Annotated in this window: 14 protein-coding genes and 1 tRNA gene; 3 read left to right on the top strand and 12 right to left on the bottom strand. The window is 71.3% G+C overall.

Going from position 1 to position 15,592, the window contains the following annotated elements; all coding sequences use genetic code 11:
• Window position 1: 1 nt before the first annotated feature.
• From AB0F58_RS11935 to AB0F58_RS11900, 8 genes are all read right to left on the bottom strand, one after another.
• On the bottom strand, window positions 2-910 hold the full coding sequence (locus AB0F58_RS11935) for an ABC transporter substrate-binding protein (RefSeq protein WP_357141647.1): 909 nt from the start codon (window positions 908-910) through the stop codon (window positions 2-4).
• Window positions 911-944: 34 nt separating this feature from the next.
• A complete protein-coding gene (locus tag AB0F58_RS11930; protein ID WP_357141645.1) occupies window positions 945-1,655 on the bottom strand; it encodes an ABC transporter ATP-binding protein in 711 nt (236 codons plus the stop codon).
• Window positions 1,645-2,463 carry an ABC transporter ATP-binding protein gene (locus tag AB0F58_RS11925; protein ID WP_357141873.1) on the bottom strand — a complete coding sequence of 273 codons (819 nt, stop codon included), beginning with the start codon at window positions 2,461-2,463 and terminating at the stop codon, window positions 1,645-1,647. The genes AB0F58_RS11930 and AB0F58_RS11925 overlap by 11 nt, the downstream gene beginning before the upstream one ends.
• 19 nt (window positions 2,464-2,482) lie before the next feature.
• Window positions 2,483-3,592, bottom strand: a complete 1,110-nt coding sequence (locus tag AB0F58_RS11920; RefSeq protein ID WP_357141643.1) for a branched-chain amino acid ABC transporter permease — start codon at window positions 3,590-3,592, stop codon at window positions 2,483-2,485.
• Window positions 3,589-4,539, bottom strand: a complete 951-nt coding sequence (locus tag AB0F58_RS11915) for a branched-chain amino acid ABC transporter permease (RefSeq protein ID WP_357141641.1) — start codon at window positions 4,537-4,539, stop codon at window positions 3,589-3,591. Before AB0F58_RS11915 ends, AB0F58_RS11920 begins: the two co-directional genes overlap by 4 nt.
• A gap of 105 nt (window positions 4,540-4,644) precedes the next feature.
• Window positions 4,645-5,805: a branched-chain amino acid ABC transporter substrate-binding protein gene (locus tag AB0F58_RS11910; RefSeq protein WP_357141639.1), complete on the bottom strand. Its 1,161-nt coding sequence runs from the start codon at window positions 5,803-5,805 to the stop codon at window positions 4,645-4,647.
• A gap of 258 nt (window positions 5,806-6,063) precedes the next feature.
• Window positions 6,064-7,245 (bottom strand): hypothetical protein, encoded by a 1,182-nt coding sequence (locus AB0F58_RS11905; RefSeq protein ID WP_357141637.1) that lies wholly within the window; start codon window positions 7,243-7,245, stop codon window positions 6,064-6,066.
• 54 nt (window positions 7,246-7,299) lie between these two features.
• Window positions 7,300-7,920: a response regulator gene (locus AB0F58_RS11900; RefSeq protein WP_357141634.1), complete on the bottom strand. Its 621-nt coding sequence runs from the start codon at window positions 7,918-7,920 to the stop codon at window positions 7,300-7,302.
• An 83-nt stretch (window positions 7,921-8,003) separates the two neighbouring features.
• On the opposite strand from AB0F58_RS11900, the gene AB0F58_RS11895 reads away from it, so the two are divergent.
• A tRNA-Leu gene (locus AB0F58_RS11895) sits at window positions 8,004-8,086 on the top strand.
• A 160-nt stretch (window positions 8,087-8,246) separates the two neighbouring features.
• On the opposite strand, the gene AB0F58_RS11890 is transcribed toward AB0F58_RS11895, so the two are convergent.
• The 3 genes from AB0F58_RS11890 to AB0F58_RS11880 all read right to left on the bottom strand — a co-directional run bounded on the left by AB0F58_RS11890 (window position 8,247) and on the right by AB0F58_RS11880 (window position 11,188).
• On the bottom strand, window positions 8,247-9,464 hold the full coding sequence (locus AB0F58_RS11890) for a sigma-70 family RNA polymerase sigma factor (RefSeq protein ID WP_357141632.1): 1,218 nt from the start codon (window positions 9,462-9,464) through the stop codon (window positions 8,247-8,249).
• A 20-nt stretch (window positions 9,465-9,484) separates the two neighbouring features.
• Complete coding sequence (locus AB0F58_RS11885) at window positions 9,485-9,814, bottom strand: YciI family protein (RefSeq protein ID WP_357141870.1); 330 nt, start codon at window positions 9,812-9,814, stop codon at window positions 9,485-9,487.
• A 183-nt stretch (window positions 9,815-9,997) separates the two neighbouring features.
• The gene (locus tag AB0F58_RS11880; protein ID WP_357141630.1) at window positions 9,998-11,188 is read right to left on the bottom strand and encodes a PLP-dependent aspartate aminotransferase family protein; all 1,191 of its coding nucleotides are present in this window, start codon (window positions 11,186-11,188) and stop codon (window positions 9,998-10,000) included.
• Window positions 11,189-11,271: 83 nt separating this feature from the next.
• Between AB0F58_RS11880 and AB0F58_RS11875 the strand changes: the two genes are divergently transcribed.
• Both AB0F58_RS11875 and AB0F58_RS11870 read left to right on the top strand, forming a co-directional pair.
• Window positions 11,272-11,751: an Lrp/AsnC family transcriptional regulator gene (locus tag AB0F58_RS11875; protein ID WP_357141627.1), complete on the top strand. Its 480-nt coding sequence runs from the start codon at window positions 11,272-11,274 to the stop codon at window positions 11,749-11,751.
• A gap of 124 nt (window positions 11,752-11,875) precedes the next feature.
• The gene (locus tag AB0F58_RS11870; protein WP_357141624.1) at window positions 11,876-12,886 is read left to right on the top strand and encodes an LLM class flavin-dependent oxidoreductase; all 1,011 of its coding nucleotides are present in this window, start codon (window positions 11,876-11,878) and stop codon (window positions 12,884-12,886) included.
• A 148-nt stretch (window positions 12,887-13,034) separates the two neighbouring features.
• Here the strand turns inward: AB0F58_RS11870 and AB0F58_RS11865 are convergent, their stop codons facing one another.
• Window positions 13,035-15,299: a cellulose binding domain-containing protein gene (locus tag AB0F58_RS11865; RefSeq protein WP_357141622.1), complete on the bottom strand. Its 2,265-nt coding sequence runs from the start codon at window positions 15,297-15,299 to the stop codon at window positions 13,035-13,037.
• Between the last annotated feature and the right edge of the window lie 293 nt (window positions 15,300-15,592).

Here is a 15,592-nt window from a genome sequence, read left to right as displayed (position 1 = left end):
GTCAGCTGGTCGGGTTCAGCGCGGAGGTGGTGATACCGCCGCCCTCGACGCCCCACTTCTTCAGGGCCGCCTCGTACGTGCCGTCGGCGATGACCGCCTGCACGGCCTCCTTCAGCACCTCGGCGAAGGCCTGCTGCGTCTTGTTCACCGCGTAGCCGTAGGGGGCCGACTCGTAGATGTCCCCGACGAGCTGGAGCTGGCCGTTGCTCTGCTTCACCGCGTACGCCACGGCGGGCGAGTCGGCGAGCATCGCGTCGTTCTTGCCGCTGACCACGGCGGCGGTCGCGTCGCTCTGCCCCTGGTACTGGTCGATGGTGATCGCCGGCTTGCCCGCGTCGGTGCACTTCTTCGACCGGGCGTTGAGGTCGTCCACCTGCACCGCGCCGGTCTGCACGGCGACCTTCTTGCCGCAGGCGTTCTCGATGTCGATCGTGGCGCCCGCCTTGGCCAGCCACTGCGTACCCGCTGAGTAGTAGCTGATCATGTGCACGCTCTTCACCCGCTCGGCGTTGATGGTGAAGGACGAGACACCGATCTCGTACTTGCCCGAGGAGACGGCGGGCAGGATCGCGTCGAACGGGGCGGACTCGTACTCGGCCTTCAGGCCGAGCTTCTGGGCCACCGCGTTGAACAGGTCGATGTCGAAGCCGATCACCGTCTTGCCGTCGGTGTCGAGGTACTCCGCCGGGGCGTAGGTGGAGTCGGTGCCGACCTTGATCACACCGTCGGCCTTGATCGCGTCCGGCACCTTGGCGGCCAGCGCCGCGTCGACCGACGCGCTGACCGAGGGGCCGGAACCGGGCTCGTTCCCGGTCTCCTCCTTCTCGCCGCACGCGGCGAGCGGGAGGGTGAGCAGCACCGCGCCGGCGGCGCCGAGCAGCGCGCGGCGACCTCCGTTGGTCCTGAACATGGGTAGCTCCTTGGAATGAGGGGTGACAGGCCGGTCAGGCCACGCCGAGGTAGGCCTCTTTGACGGCCGGGTCGTGCAGGAGTTCGGCGCCGGTACCGCTCTTGACGATCCGGCCGGTTTCCAGCACGTACGCGCGGTGCGCCCGGGCCAGGGCCTGCTGCGCGTTCTGCTCCACGAGGAGGACGGTGGTGCCCTGCTCGTTGATCTCCGTGATGATCGTGAAGATCTGCTGGATCAGCATCGGGGCCAGACCCATCGACGGCTCGTCCAGCAGCAGCAGCTTCGGCCGGCTCATCAGCGCCCGGCCCACGGCCAGCATCTGCTGCTCACCGCCGGAGAGCGTGCCGCCGGCCTGCTTGCGCCGCTCGGCCAGGCGCGGGAAGAGGTCCAGCACCCGCTTGAGGTCCTGCGCGATGCCGGCCCGGTCCCGCCGGGTGTACGCCCCCATGTCCAGGTTGTCCAGCACCGTCATGCCCGGGAAGATGCCCCGGCCCTCCGGCGCCTGGCAGAGGCCGCGTCGTACCCGCAGGTCGGCGCGGAGCTTGGAGATGTCCTCGCCGTTGAACCGGATGCTCCCGGAGGCGATCGGCCGGATGCCCGAGATGGCCCGCATGGTCGTCGTCTTGCCGGCGCCGTTGGCCCCGATCAGCGCGACGACCTCGCCCTCGTCGACGGTCAGGCTGATGCCGTGCAGCGCCTTGATCCGCCCGTAGAGCAGGCTCATGTCCTCGATCTCAAGCAGCATCGTCCGGTACCCCCAGGTACGCCGCGATCACCTTCGGGTTGTCCCGCACCTCGGCGGGGAGCCCCTCGGCGATCTTCTTCCCGAACTCCAGCACCACGATCCGGTCGGTGACCCCCATGACCAGGCGCATGTCGTGCTCGATCAGCAGCACGGTCACGCCCCGGTCCCGGACCTGCCGGATGAGCTGGAGCAGTTCCTCCTTCTCCGCCGGGTTGAAGCCGGCGGCCGGCTCGTCCAGGCAGAGCAGCACCGGGTCGGTGGCCAGTGCGCGGGCGATCTCCAACCGCCGCTGCTCGCCGTAGGAGAGGTTGCGGGCGTACTCGTGCAGCCGGTGCGGGATGCCGACGAACTCCAGCAGCCGCTCGGCCTTCTCCCGCCCCTCGCGCTCCTCGCGGCGGTGCCGGGGCAGCCGGAACAGCGCCGAGATCACGCTGGTCTTGTGGTGCGCGTCCGCGCCGACCTGCACGTTCTCCAGGGCGGTCATCTCCGGGAACAGGCGGATGTTCTGGAACGTCCGCGCCATGCCCATCTGGGTGATCTGGTGCCGCTTCTTGCCGCTGATCTTCTGGCCCCGGAACCGGATCTGGCCCTCGCTGGGCTGGTAGATGCCGGTCATCGCGTTGAAGCAGGTGGTCTTGCCGGCGCCGTTGGGGCCGATCAGACCGAGGATCTCGCCCTTGTAGAGGGTGAAGTCCACCTTGTCCAGCGCCACCACCCCGCCGAAGCGGAGGGTGACGTTGTCGACCTCCAGCAACGGCTCGCGGTTCGGCAGCGTCTCGGCGCCCGGTGCGGTCGCCTGCGCCGGCACGACCGGCTTCTGCTCGGTCTCACTCACCGACGGTCACCTCCTTGCGGCGATCCTTGAACTCCGCCGCTCGTCGTCGGTTCGGGATCAGACCCTCCGGCCGGAAGATCATCATGATGACGAGGACCAGGCCGAAGAAGAGGAACCGGTACTCGTACAGCTCGACACCGAGCAGCTCGATGCCACGGAACCGCTCGATCATGTACGCGACCAGGCCACCACCGACGATCGCGCCGAAGATGTTCCCCGAGCCGCCGAAGATCACCGCCGCCAGGATGATGATCGAGTTGAGCAGTTCGAAGTTCTGCGAGTTGACGAAGTTCTGCTTACCGGCGAAGAGCGCCCCGGCAAGCCCCGCGATGGCCGCACCCGCGGCGAACGCCCACAGCTTGAACTTGAAGGTCGGCACGCCCATCAGCTGGGCGGCGTCCTCGTCCTCCCGGATCGACACCCAGGCCCGGCCGACCCGGCTGCGCTCCAGGTTCCGCACCCCGAACACCACCAGGATGATCAGGGTCAGCACCAGCCAGTAGTACGGTCGGGCGTCCAGCACGCCGAAGAACGGCCGGCCGTCGGCGTACTGTCCCGGCGGGTGCGGGATCTGGTTGAAGCCCCGCTGCCCCTTGAGGAACTCCGAGCTCACCGCGGAGATCCGGATCATCTCGGCGAAGCCGAGGGTCACGATGGCCAGGTAGTCGCCCCGCAACCGCAGGGTGGGGGTACCGAGCATGACCCCGGAGATCATGGTCAGGCCGATCGCGAACGGCACCGCCAGCAGCCACGGCCAGAGCGTCTTCAGGTCGCTGCCCGGCGAGGTCAGCACCGCCACCGTGTACGCCCCGACGGCGAAGAAGCCGAAGTAGCCGAGGTCCAGCAGGCCGGCGAAGCCGACCACGATGTTCAGACCGACGGCGAGCAGCACGTAGATCGAGACGGTGAAGAGCACCTGGGTGAAGTTCGATCCGGTGGTGGGGATCGGTCCGAGGTACTGGTAGAACTCCTTGTTCGGCAGCGCGTAGAAGAACACGATCACCGCGGCCAGGAGCATCCAGCGCACCCAGCGCGGCATGTCCCGCCAACGTTCCCCGGCCGCCTGACGGCCGGAGCGCACCCGCTCCAGTACGGTCGTCATGCCCGTGCCCTCCCCAGCGATTCACCCAACAGGCCGGTCGGCCGGAACATCAGCAGCACCACCAGGATGGCGAAGGCCGCGAAGTCCTTCCACTCCGAGCCGAACAGGCCCGAGGCGTAGTTCTCCACCACTCCCAGCAGCAAGCCACCGATGAGCGCACCGCGCAGGTTGCCGATTCCGCCGAGCACCGCGGCGGTGAACGCCTTGAGCCCGAGGAGGAAGCCGACACTGTAGGTCAGGTTGCCGATCCGCACGTCGTAGAGGAGGCCGGCGACACCGGCCATCGCACCGCCGACGATGAAGACCATCAGGATGATCCGGTCCTTGTTCACGCCCATCAGGGCGGCCGTGTTCGGGTCCTGGGCCACCGCCCGGATGCCCCGGCCGACCCGGCTGCGGTTGATGAAGAAGTCGAGCGCGACCATCATCACCAGCGCGGCGACGACGGTCAGGATCTGCACCTTGGTGATCGGCACGCCGGCGATCGAGAACACGGTGTCGTTCTTGACGATGATCGGGATGCCCTGCGGAAGTCGGCGGGTGTAGACGCCGAACGCCTCGGCGATCGCGATCGACGCGCCGATGGCGGTGATGAGGAAAGCCAGCGGCGGAGCGTTACGCTGACGTAGCGGCCGGTAGGCGACCCGCTCGATCACCGTCGCGGTCAGCGCCGAGGCCGCCGCCGCCGCGACCAGCGCCACCAGCAGGTAGAACACGATCGAACCGAACCCGGTCACCACCGAGTCCTGGTTGAGGCCGAGCGCGCCCCACGTCCAGAGCGCCGCGAAGGCCCCGGCGATGAACACCTCGGAGTGGGCGAAGTTGATGAGTCTGAGCACGCCGTAGACCAGCGTGTATCCCAGCGCGACCAGGGCGTAGATCGCGCCCTGCGTCAGGCCGGTCGTGGTGAGTTCCCCGAAGTTGGAGAACAGGCCGTCGAAGTCCAAGGGAGGGACGCTCCATCAGGTCTGGAAACAGTTCGGGTGCGGCCGGGAGCGAGCTCCCGGCCGCACCCGCGATCACGAATCAACCGCTGTAGCAGCGACCGGCCGTCAGGACTTCGGGATCTCCTGGTCCGGAACGACCTTGCCGCCGGTGACCTTGAACGCCCAGACCTTGACCTGCGCCGGGTCCAGCTCGCCGCCCTCGACGAACTTGTAGGTCGCCGCGACGCCCTCGCCGCTGTAGCCCTTCACGAACTCGAGCAGCGCCGGACGGGTGGTCTTGCCCGCCTTGATCCCGGCGAGCAGGATGTTCGCCGCGTCGTACGCGGTGTCGCTGTAGGTGCCCGGGTCGGTGCCGTTGAGCGCCTTGTAGTCCGCGGTGAAGTTGCCCCGCGCCTCGGTGGCCGGCTGGCACGGGCAGGTGAGGATGGTGCCCTCGGCGGCGGCCTGACCGGCCGAGGTGATGTAGGCGGCGTCGTTCACGCCGTCACCGGCGATCAGCGGCGCGGTGACCCCGGCGCCGGTGAGCTGCTTACGGATCAGGCCCGCCTCCTGGTAGTAGCCACCGTAGAAGACCGCCTGCACGCCGGCGGCCTTGACCTTGGTGACCACGGCCGAGAAGTCGGTCTGCTTGCCGTCGCCCTGGACCTTGTCCGAGCCGACGACAACCGGGCCGAGGATCTTCTTGACCTCGTCGGCCAGACCCGCGCCGTAGGCGGACTGGTCGTCGATGACGTAGACCTTCTGGGCCTTCATCACGTTCTTGATGTAGTTGCCGGCCGCCGGACCCTGGCTCAGGTCGTTGCCGACGGCGCGGAAGAACGTCTTCCAGTTCTGCTTCGCGAGAGTCGGGTTGGTGGCGGACGGGGTGATGGTCACCAGCCCGGCCTCGTTGAACAGCGGGCCGGCCGCCTCGGACTCACCCGAGTAGGCGGGGCCGACGATGCCCAGGAGCTTCTCGTCGTCGATGGCCTTCTGCGCCAGACCGGGCGCCTGGTCCGGGCTGCCCTGGGAGTCGAGCGGAACCAGCTCGACCTTGCAGTCGGCGTTCGCCTTGTTGTACTGCTCGACGGCGAGCTTCACGCCGTTGTTCTCGTTGATACCGAGTGCGGCGGAGCTACCGGTCAACGCGCCGAAGAACGCGATCTTGTTACCGCACGCGTCCCCACCGGACGCGGTGTCGTCGCTACCGCTGGAACACGCGGCACCACCCGCGACGAGCGCCATCATGGCCACGCCGCCGATCACGCGTGCGAGCTTCTGCCTCAAGGCCCGAACCCTCCTCAGTCCCATGGCCCGAACCACCCGCTTCAAACTGGCTCTTGCGGGGGCGGACGAACCAGACCGTCGTCGCCGGTCTGGGGCGGGACGTTATCCCAACGCTGAGCTGTGGCGTAAGACCCGGCAGTTGTCGTTGACCGAACCGTTACAGACTGTGGTAAATCAAAGACGATAACTGTAAGAGTGGCCGTTTCACCTATCGCGCCGCCGTCCGCCCCCGTTCCGGGGCAACCTGCCGACCTGCCGCTACCGGCCGGCGGCGCGGATCCGCACCGACCAGAGTCGGGACGACGCACCGTCGTCGGCCACCAGGACCAGTCGGTCGCCGGCCCCCGCCACGGCCACCGCCGAGTCCCCGCCGTCGGGCACCGGCACCGGCATTCCCACCGGGCGCCACGAGCCGCCTGCGTCCGGCGAGATCCACATCCCGTGGCCGCCGCCGTCCCCGGCCACCGCGATCATCTGTTCCCCGACCACGGCCAGCCCGTCCACCCAGGCCACCCCGGGCCCCTCCGCCGCACCGAACGCGCCCGCCGCGCGCCAGTCCGCCCCGTCCCACCGCCATGCGCCGAACCCGTCACCCCGCGAACCGACCACCACCACGGTCGATCCCAGCCGCGCCACCCGCTGCGCCTGGCCCCCGCCGGCCGGGGCGGGCAGCATCCACCGGCGCCACGTCACACCGTCACCGGAGGTCCAGGCGACCGGCAGCAGGGCGGTCCCACCGGTGGGCAGGAGGGAACCGGCGACGAACCACCCGGCGGACGGCCCGGCCACCGCGTCGTGGGCGGCGGTACGACCACGACCGTCGCCGGCCAACCCGGCCGCCCCCTCGCGCAGCGCGAACCGGTCGGCGTCCGCCGACGACCAGACCGCCGCACCGTCCCGGCGGCTGCCGGCGATCAACCAGCCCGGTGGGCCCGCCACGATCCGGGCCACGTTCACCGCCCGGGGCCCACCGAACAACTCGAACGGGGCGGTCACCTCGGTCAGCGCCCCGTCCGGCGACTGCCGCCAGGTGGCCGTGCGCGGATTGCCGTGCGCGCCGCCGTTCTTCGATCCCACCAACGCGATCCGGCCGTCCCGGCAGGCCACCGAGTACAGCACGTGCTGCCGGCCGTAGTGCGACGTCGGCAGCAACCGCATCGCCGCCCAGGTGACACCGTCCATGCTGGACCAGGCCGCCGGTCGGGTGTCGCCGGCCGCGTCGGCGACCGCACCCACCACGTACCACCGGCCGGCGCACGCCACCGCGTCGCGGACCAGCAGACGACCGGGCGGCCCCGGCGGCGCGGGCAGGGTCAACGGCTCCCAGCTCAGGGTCAGCGGCCGGACCGTCGGATCGGCGTCCCGGCCCGGCGACCGTCCACAGCCGGACAGCAGCACGGTGACCAGAGCGAGCAGCGCCACCGCGCGCCGGTGAGACATGGACGAGATGCTATCGGTCCGGGCCCCGCCGGGGCCGCCCTGACACCGCCGCGGTCACGACGGCGTCGGCGCCGCCTCCCCGCCCGAGGTCTCGGTGAGGATCCGCTCGGCGACCTCTTTCATGGTCAACCGGTGGTCCATCGCCGTCCGCTGGATCCACTTGAAGGCCTGCGGCTCGGTCATGTTGTACGTGGTCATCAGCGCGCCCTTGGCACGCTCCACCGTCTTGCGGATCTCCAGCCGGTCGGTCAGGCCGGCGACCTCGGCCTCCAGCGCGGCGATCTCCGAGTAGCGGGAGAGGGCGATCTCGACCGCCGGCACCAGGTCGCTCTTCTGGAAGGGCTTCACCAGGTACGCCATCGCGCCGGCCGCCCGCGCCCGCTCGACCAGGTCCCGCTGGCTGAACGCGGTCAGGATGATCACCGGTGCGATCCGCGCCCCGGCGATCCGCTCGGCCGCGGCCAGGCCGTCCATGATCGGCATCTTGATGTCGAGGATGACCAGGTCGGGCTTGAGTTCCTCAGCGAGGCGAACGGCGGTCTCGCCGTCGCCGGCCTCCCCCACCACCTCGTAGCCCTCCTCGACGAGCATCTCGGCCAGATCGAGCCGGATCAGCGCCTCGTCCTCGGCGATCAGCACGCGCCCGCGCTCGGCATCCGTCTGCGTCTCGGCCACCAGCCCAACTCCCACCGTCGATCATCAAACCGCTACCACCCATGTTCCCGCAGAAGCCTAGTCCGGTACAGTTAGGCCCACCCGCCGGGATGGTGGAACGGCATACACGGAAGTCTCAAACACTTCTGCCCGAAAGGGCTTGCGGGTTCGAATCCCGCTCCCGGCACTTCTGTCATACGCACGTTCGATGACGTGGGTGTGCATCCACCGACCACGCGAGCACGGGGCCGTGAGCTGCGGGACCGTGGTAGCTCCATCCCGGCGGTAGCCCGCTCTCTGGTTCGACGTCCTGACTGGTCGCGTCGCTGTCGGCGGAGCCGCAGCTGTCAGCGGAGGCCCAGCCGGCCGCGCAGGAACCGGCGCTCGGCGTCGGTGGGGGCCAGGTCGAGCGCCGCCCGGTAACTGTCCGCCGCCTCCCCGCTCCGGCCGGCGCGGCGCAGCAGGTCGGCGCGGGTGGCGTGCAGCAGGTGGTAACCGTCGAGCTGGCCGGTGGCGGCGATCGCGTCGACCAGGGGCAGCGCGACCTCCGGGCCGTCGGCCATACCGACCGCGACAGCCCGGTTCAGGTCCACGATCACGCTCGGGGCGACGCGGGCGAGGTGGTCGTACAGCCCGACGATCTGCGGCCAGTCGGTGTCGGCCGCGACCGGCGCGGTGGCGTGGCACGCCGCGATGGCCGCCTGGAGCTGGAACGGTCCGGCGCGCCGGTGGCGCAGCGCGCGTTCGCAGAGGGCGGCGCCCTCGGCGATCCGTTCCCGGTCCCAGCGCGAGCGGTCCTGGTCGGCCAGGGTGACCAGGTCACCGGCGGGGTCGGTACGGGAATCCCGCCGGGCGTCGTGCAGCAGCATCAGGGCGAGCACGCCGAGCGCCTCGGGTTCGTCGGGCAGCGCGGCGGTCAGCACCCGGGCGAGCCGGATGGCCTCCCGACTCAGCCGGGCCCTCCCCGGGTCGCCGTAGCCGGCGTTGAACAGCAGGTAGAGCACGTGGAGGACGGCCGGCAGCCGGTCCGGCAGCAGGTGCGCCGGTGGCACCCGGAACGGGACGCGGGCGTGGGCGATCTTCTGTTTGGCACGGAAGAGGCGCTGGCCCATGGTGCGTTCCGGCACCAGGAACGCCCGGGCTATCTCGGCGGTGCTCATGCCGGTCAGGCTGCGCAGGGTCAGCGCCACCTGGGCGTCGAGGTTCAGCGCCGGGTGGCAGCAGGTGAAGACGAGTTCCAGGCGGTCGTCCGGGATGTCGCTGTCGCTGCGGTAGTGCGCCGGCTCCGGGCCGGCCGCGGCCATCTCCCGCAGTTTCGCGGCCTCGGTCGACGCGCGGCGCATCCGGTCGATCGCGCGATGCCGGGCGGTGGTGGTCAGCCAGGCCAGTGGCTGGTCGGGTACGCCGGACTCCGGCCATGCCCGCAGGGCCCGGGTGAACGCGTCCTGCGCGCACTCCTCGGCCAGGTGCCAGTCGCCGCCGGTGAGCCGGATCATGGTGGCCACGATCCGGCTCCACGCCTCGGCGTAGATCCCGGCGATGCGTTCGGTCACCTCGGCCGGCACCGGCGTGTCCGTTTCCGTGGTCAGTCCTCGTCGTCGGCCCAGAACGGGCGGAGCTCGATCTTCCCTGCCCATGCCATCGGGTGCCGGGACGCCACCTCGACGGCCTGGTCGAGATCGGCGCACTCGATGATGTCGAAGCCGGCGATCTGGTCCTTGGTCTCGGCGTACGGGCCGTCGGTCAGCAGCACCCTGCGGTCGCGGACCCGGACGGTGGTGGCGTCGCTGGCCGGCCGGGTCCGGCTACCCATCAGCCGGACGCCCTTGCCGTCCATCTCGGCGACCCAGTCCTCGACGTCCGGACCAGCGTCGTCCGGGCCGGGCTGGTGGTCCGGGTCCGTGCAGACCAGCATCAGGTACCTCATCGGGCGGCTCTCCTCGCGGTGTCGGTGGCGCTCGTGGTGACCGGTTCCATGGTCGCGCTCCTCTCGTGGTCGTCGGCGCGGAGTCCGCGAACGGGGTTCGTCGGTCCGGGACGACGAAGGCTTCGTCAGGTGGTTGACGAACGGGAGGGGCGTTCCACTACCACCGCCGCTTCAGTATTTTCGGCCGTCGACCGAGTCGAGCGCCTGGGCGAGGTCGGCGCGCAGGTCCTCCGGGTCCTCGAGGCCGACGGAGAGGCGGAGCAGCCCGGCGGGCGGCTTGGCCGGGCCGTCGACCGGGCGGTGGGTGAGCGACGCCGGGTGCTGGATCAGGGTGTCCACGCCGCCGAGGGAGACGGCGTGGGTGATCAGCCGGCAGGCCGCGGCGACGGCGGACGCGGCGGGCGCGTCGCCACGCACCTCGAAGGCGAGCAGGCTTCCGGTGCCGCGCAGTTGCCGGCCGACGAGCCCGGCGGGGTCGGCGAGGCTGGGGTGGTACACCCGGGCGACGTCCGGGTGGCCGTCGAGCCAGGCCGCGAGCTTCTCCGCGCCGGCCTGCTGGGCGCGGACCCGCAACGGGAGGGTCTGGAGGCCGCGGTGCAGCAGGTACGCGCCGAGCGGGTGCAGGACCGCCCCGGTGAGGGCACGGACCTGGCGCAGCCGGGGCGCCCAGCCGCCGTCGCAGGCGACGACGCCGGCCAGGACGTCGCCGTGTCCGCCGATGCTCTTGGTGGCGCTGTGCAGGACGAGGGTCGCCCCGTGCCGGACAGGCTGCTGGAGCACGGGGGTGGCGACGGTGTTGTCCACCAGCAGCGGGACGGGGCCGGCGGCGGTGGCGAGGGCGGCGATGTCGACGAGGTCGAGGGTGGGGTTGGCGGGGGTCTCGACGACGACCAGGGCGGTGTCCGGGCGGACGGCGGCGGCGACCTGGTCGGGCCGGGCCCAGGTGACCTCGGTACCGAGCAGGCCACTGGCGAGCACGTGGTCGGTGCCGCCGTAGAGGGGCCGGACGGCGACGAGGTGGCGTTTCCCGTCCCGGGTGGCGGCGAGCAGGGCGGCGGTGAGGGCGGCCATGCCGCTGGCGAAGGCGACGGCGTCGGTGGTGCCCTCGAGTTCGGCGAGGGCGGTCTCGAAGCGGGCGACGGTGGGGTTCCAGAGACGCTGGTAGACGGCGTTGCCGCCGGGTGGCAGGGGTTCGCCGGTGGCGAGCCCCTGGTAGGCGTCGCCGCCGCTGTCGACCGAGGGCAGCGGGTTGGTGGTGGAGAGGTCGATGGGTGGGACGTGGACGCCGAGGCCGGCGAGGTCGTCGCGGCCGGCGTGCACGGCCCGGGTGTCCAGGGCTGCCATGGCGGAAGCCTCGAACATCACGGTGTTGCGGGGCAATAGGTCCGAAGAAGATTCTGTGTCGCTGCACGCCTTTCGGCGGATGTTCGGTGGATCATGGGTGGATGCCAGTCGCACCGAATGATGTACGGCGGTTCGCCGCCCTCGACGACACCGACCGGGCGATCCTCGCCGTGCTGGCCGGGGACGGGCGGATCCCGAACAACGCGCTCGCCGAGCAGGTCGGGGTGGCGCCGTCGACCTGCCTGAGCCGGGTCCGGACGCTACGGGAGTGCGGGGCGATCCGGGGATTCCACGCGGACGTGGATCCGGCGGCGGTGGGGTTGCCGTTGCAGGCGCTGGTGTCGGTCCGGTTGACCGCGCACGAGCGGGCCGCGGTGGACGCGTTCCGGGCCCGGTCGGTGCGGCTGCCGGGGGTGGTGTCGGTGTTCCACGTGGCGGGGGCGGACGACTACGTCCTGCACGTACGGGCGGCGTCCGGGGACGCGTTGCGGGACTTCGTCCTGGACCACCTGGCGGTGGATCCGGTGGTGCAGCACACCCACACGAGCCTGATCTTCGAACAGGTACGCGGACTGGGCTGAGCCCGAACCGCACCGGAACCGGGTGCGACGGGCCCGGCTGACAGCAGGGCCTCTGCTGGTCAAGATGCGGTAACAGGGGGTCCGGGCAGGAACAAGACGGGGGTGGGCCGGGTTGGTCAGGCGTGTGATCGACGTACCGTTGTCTGTTCTTGATCTTGCTCCGGTCGCGGCGGGGACGTCCGCCGGGGCGGCGCTGCGACACACCACCGAGCTGGCCCGGCGGACCGAGGAGCTGGGCTACCACCGGTTCTGGGTGGCCGAGCACCACAACATGCCGGCGATCGCGAGTTCCGCCCCGGCGGTGCTGATCGCGCACCTGGCGGCGCACACCTCGACGATCCGGTTGGGCTCGGGTGGGGTGATGCTGCCCAACCACGCGCCGCTGGTGGTGGCCGAGCAGTTCGGCACCCTGGAGGCGCTGCATCCGGGCCGCATCGACCTGGGGATCGGCCGGGCGCCGGGCACCGACCAGGTGACCGCGCTGGCCTTGCGACGGACCATGGAGGGGTTGTCCGCGGAGGGGTTCCCCCGGGAGCTGGCCGACCTGATGAACTACTTCAGCGGGGAGCGGCCGGGGCCGATCGTGGCGACGCCGGGTCGGGGCGAGCAGCCGGCGATCTGGCTGCTGGGGTCGAGCGGGTTCAGCGCGCAGCTGGCCGGGGCGCTCGGCCTGCCGTTCTCGTTCGCGCACCACTTCAGCGCGGCGAACACCGAGCCGGCGCTGGCCCTGTACCGGCGCAGCTTCCGGCCGTCGCAGTGGCTGGACCAGCCGTACGCGATGGTGGCGGTGAACGCGGTCTGCGCGGAAACCGACGAGCGGGCCCGGTGGCTGGCCGCTCCGGCCGCGCTGTCGTTCCTGAAGCTGCGTTCCGGGAGGCCGGAGCCGCTGGTCAGCCCGGAGGAGGCGGCGGCCTACCCGTACACCCCGATGGAGCGGGAGTTCGTGGCGCAGCGCGCGGAGGGGCAGGCGCAGGGGTCACCGGAGACGGTACGCCGGCAGCTCGACGCGCTGCTGGAGCGGACCCGGGCCGACGAGCTGATGCTGACCACGCTGGTGTACGACGTCGCCGACCGGGTGCGCTCGTACGAGCTGGTCGCCGAACGGGTGGCCGGCGGGTTGCGCCGCGCGGACTGACCCGGCCGCTCCCCCGGTGCCCCGCCCTCCCCACCTCGGGGAGGGCGCGACACCGGGAGACCACTGGTGCTGATCGGTACCGGGCAGTCCGGGCGTCCCCCGCGTCAGCGGGCGGCGGGCGGGACGACCGGAAGGGTGGTCCGGCGGGTCAGCGCGGGTAGATGTTCGGGGCGGGCGGGTTGGGCATGCCGTCGCCGATGAAGAAGCTCGGGTGCGGCGGCTGGTTGTAGGCGGTGTTCTGCCAGGCGACGGCGGTGCGGTACTGCGGGTCGTGCATCAGGGTGTGGATCCGCGTGCCGGTCGGCGTCGGGGTGCTGTAGATGCGCAGCGCGGTGTTGTCGCTGGTGCGCCAGATGACCTCCTCGCGCCAGTCGCCGAGGATGTCGCCGGAGAGCGCCGGGGTGGACTTGGTGCCGTTGTTGGAGGCGACGCCGCTGCCGGTGAGCAGTCGGGTGTCGCCGCCGGTGCCGTACTTGTCGATCCGGGTGCCGTCGAGGAGTTCGCGGACCGGGTCGCCGTCCCACCAGGCGAGGAAGTTCGCCGAGGAGGGCTTGCGGCCGACGTTCTGCCCCCGGGTGTTGGCGATCCCGCTCGCGGCGGACGACCAGGACTCGGCGCCGGGGCTGCCGGCCCAGATGTCGCCGGAGACGCCCCGGCCGTTGTCGCCGGACGCCGGGGTGGACCAGATGATCTGGCCGGTACGGGCGTCGGCAAAGTACGAGCTGGGCTTGCTGCCGTCCTCGTCGACCTTGAAGACCTCCAGGCCGGCGCGGGCCGGGTCGAGGTCACCGACGTGCAGGGCGTCGCCGTGGCCGTGGCCGGTGGAGTGGAGCAGGCGGCCGTTGTCGTCGATGGTGGCCGCGCCGTAGACGATCTCCTGGCGGCCGTCGGCGTCGACGTCGGCGACGGAGAGGTTGTGGTTGCCCTGGCCGTGGGCGGCACCGTTGCCACTGGTGTTGGAGTCGAACGTCCACCGCTTGGTGAGGGTGCCGTTGCGGAAGTCCCAGGCGGCGATGACCGCGCGGGTGTAGTAGCCCCGGGCCATGATCAGCGAGGGACGCTGGCCGTCGAGGTAGGCGGTGCCGGCGAGGAACCGGTCGACCCGGTTGCCGTAGTTGTCGCCCCAGGAGGAGACGTTCCCGCGCGGCGGGTCGTAGGCGACCGTGGAGAGGACCGCGCCGGTGCGGCCGTCGAACATGGTCAGGTACTCCGGGCCGGCGAGGACGTAGCCGCTGGAGTTGCGGTGGTCGGCGGAGGCGGTCCCGATGGTCTGGCCGGTGCCGGAGCGGGTGCCGTCGGCGGTCTTCATGGCGACCTCGGCGCGGCCGTCGCCGTCGTAGTCGTACACCTGGAACTGGGTGTAGTGGGCGCCGGCGCGGATGTTGCGGCCGAGGTCGATCCGCCACAGCCGGGTGCCGGTGAGGGTGTACGCGTCGACGAAGACCGGGCCGGTGTACCCGCTCTGCGCGTTGTCCTTGGCGTTGGTGGGGTCCCACTTGAGCACGATCTCGTAGCGGCCGTCGCCGTCGAGGTCACCGACGGAGGCGTCGTTCGCGACGTACGTGTAACCCTCCCCGCTGGGGGTGCTGCCGCCGGCCGGGGGCTGGATCGGCACGTCGAGGTGACCGTTGGCGAACGAGAGGGCGGGGGCGGACGCGGGCTGCTCGACGCCGTCCACCACGGCCCGCACGGTGTACGTCGCCCCGGCGGCGGCTCCGCTGTCGAGGTGGTTGGTCGCGCCCGTGATCGGCGTGCCGTTCACCTTGGTGGTGCCCCGGTAGAGGTTGAACGACACTCCGGAGGTCTCGGTGCCGAGCAGCCGCCAGGAGACGAGGTTCCCGTTGCCGGAGCGGACGCTGATCAGCCCGCGGTCGAGGTCCTCCACCTGCTTGGCCCCGGCGGGCGGCGTGGTCGGTGGCGGAGTGGTCGGTGGGGGCGTGGTCGGTGGCGGCGTGGTGGGCGGGGGCGTGGTGCCGGGTGGGGTGGTGGGGGCGGCGCCGGTACAGGTCGTGCCGTTGAGCGCGAAGCCGGCCGGGGCCGGATTGCTGGCGTCGTTCCACGAGGCGTTGAAGCCGAAGTTCGCGGTGCCGCCGGTGCCGATCGTGGCGTTGTGGCCCGCGTCGCGGGCGGTGACCTGGTCGGCGGACTGGGTGACGGTGGCGTTCCACGCCTGGTTGACCTGCTGACCTGCGGTGAAGGACCAGGTGAGGGTCCAGCCGGTGAGCGGGTCGCCGAGGTTGGTGACGGTGAGGTCGGCGCCGAATCCGCCGCCCCACTGGTTGGTGACGCGGTAGTCGACCCGGCAGCCGACGGCGGCGGCCGAGGCGACAACGGTGGTCAGGGTGCCGGCGGCGAGGGCACCGGCGGCGGTGGCCGCGAGCAGGGCGGTGCGGGTCGTCCGGGAAGGGTTCATGCGGGGGCCTCTCAGGGGAGGTCGGGGCGCACGGTGGCCTCGCCGTCGCCTTGCCCGGTCGACGGGGGCCTGCCGCGCCTGCGGTCCCGGCCCGAGACGAATCCGGCCGGGAGGGAAGGCTCCACGCATGATGGACGATAGAAGAACTCGCCGTACGGCACAACACCCGCCCGCCGGGCGGGGCAAGCTGCCCGAAACACGATCTTCACACCGCCTTCACCCACGGGTGGCCGGGGTCGCCTAACGTTGGTTCCGGTGGTGGTAGGGCATCCCCGGTCGGGACGGGTCGGGGG

The organism is Micromonospora sp. NPDC023956 (assembly GCF_040639195.1).
Lineage (GTDB): Bacteria > Actinomycetota > Actinomycetes > Mycobacteriales > Micromonosporaceae > Micromonospora.
Note: the sequence above shows the minus strand (reverse complement) of the source record. Positions and strands in the feature narration are given on the sequence as shown.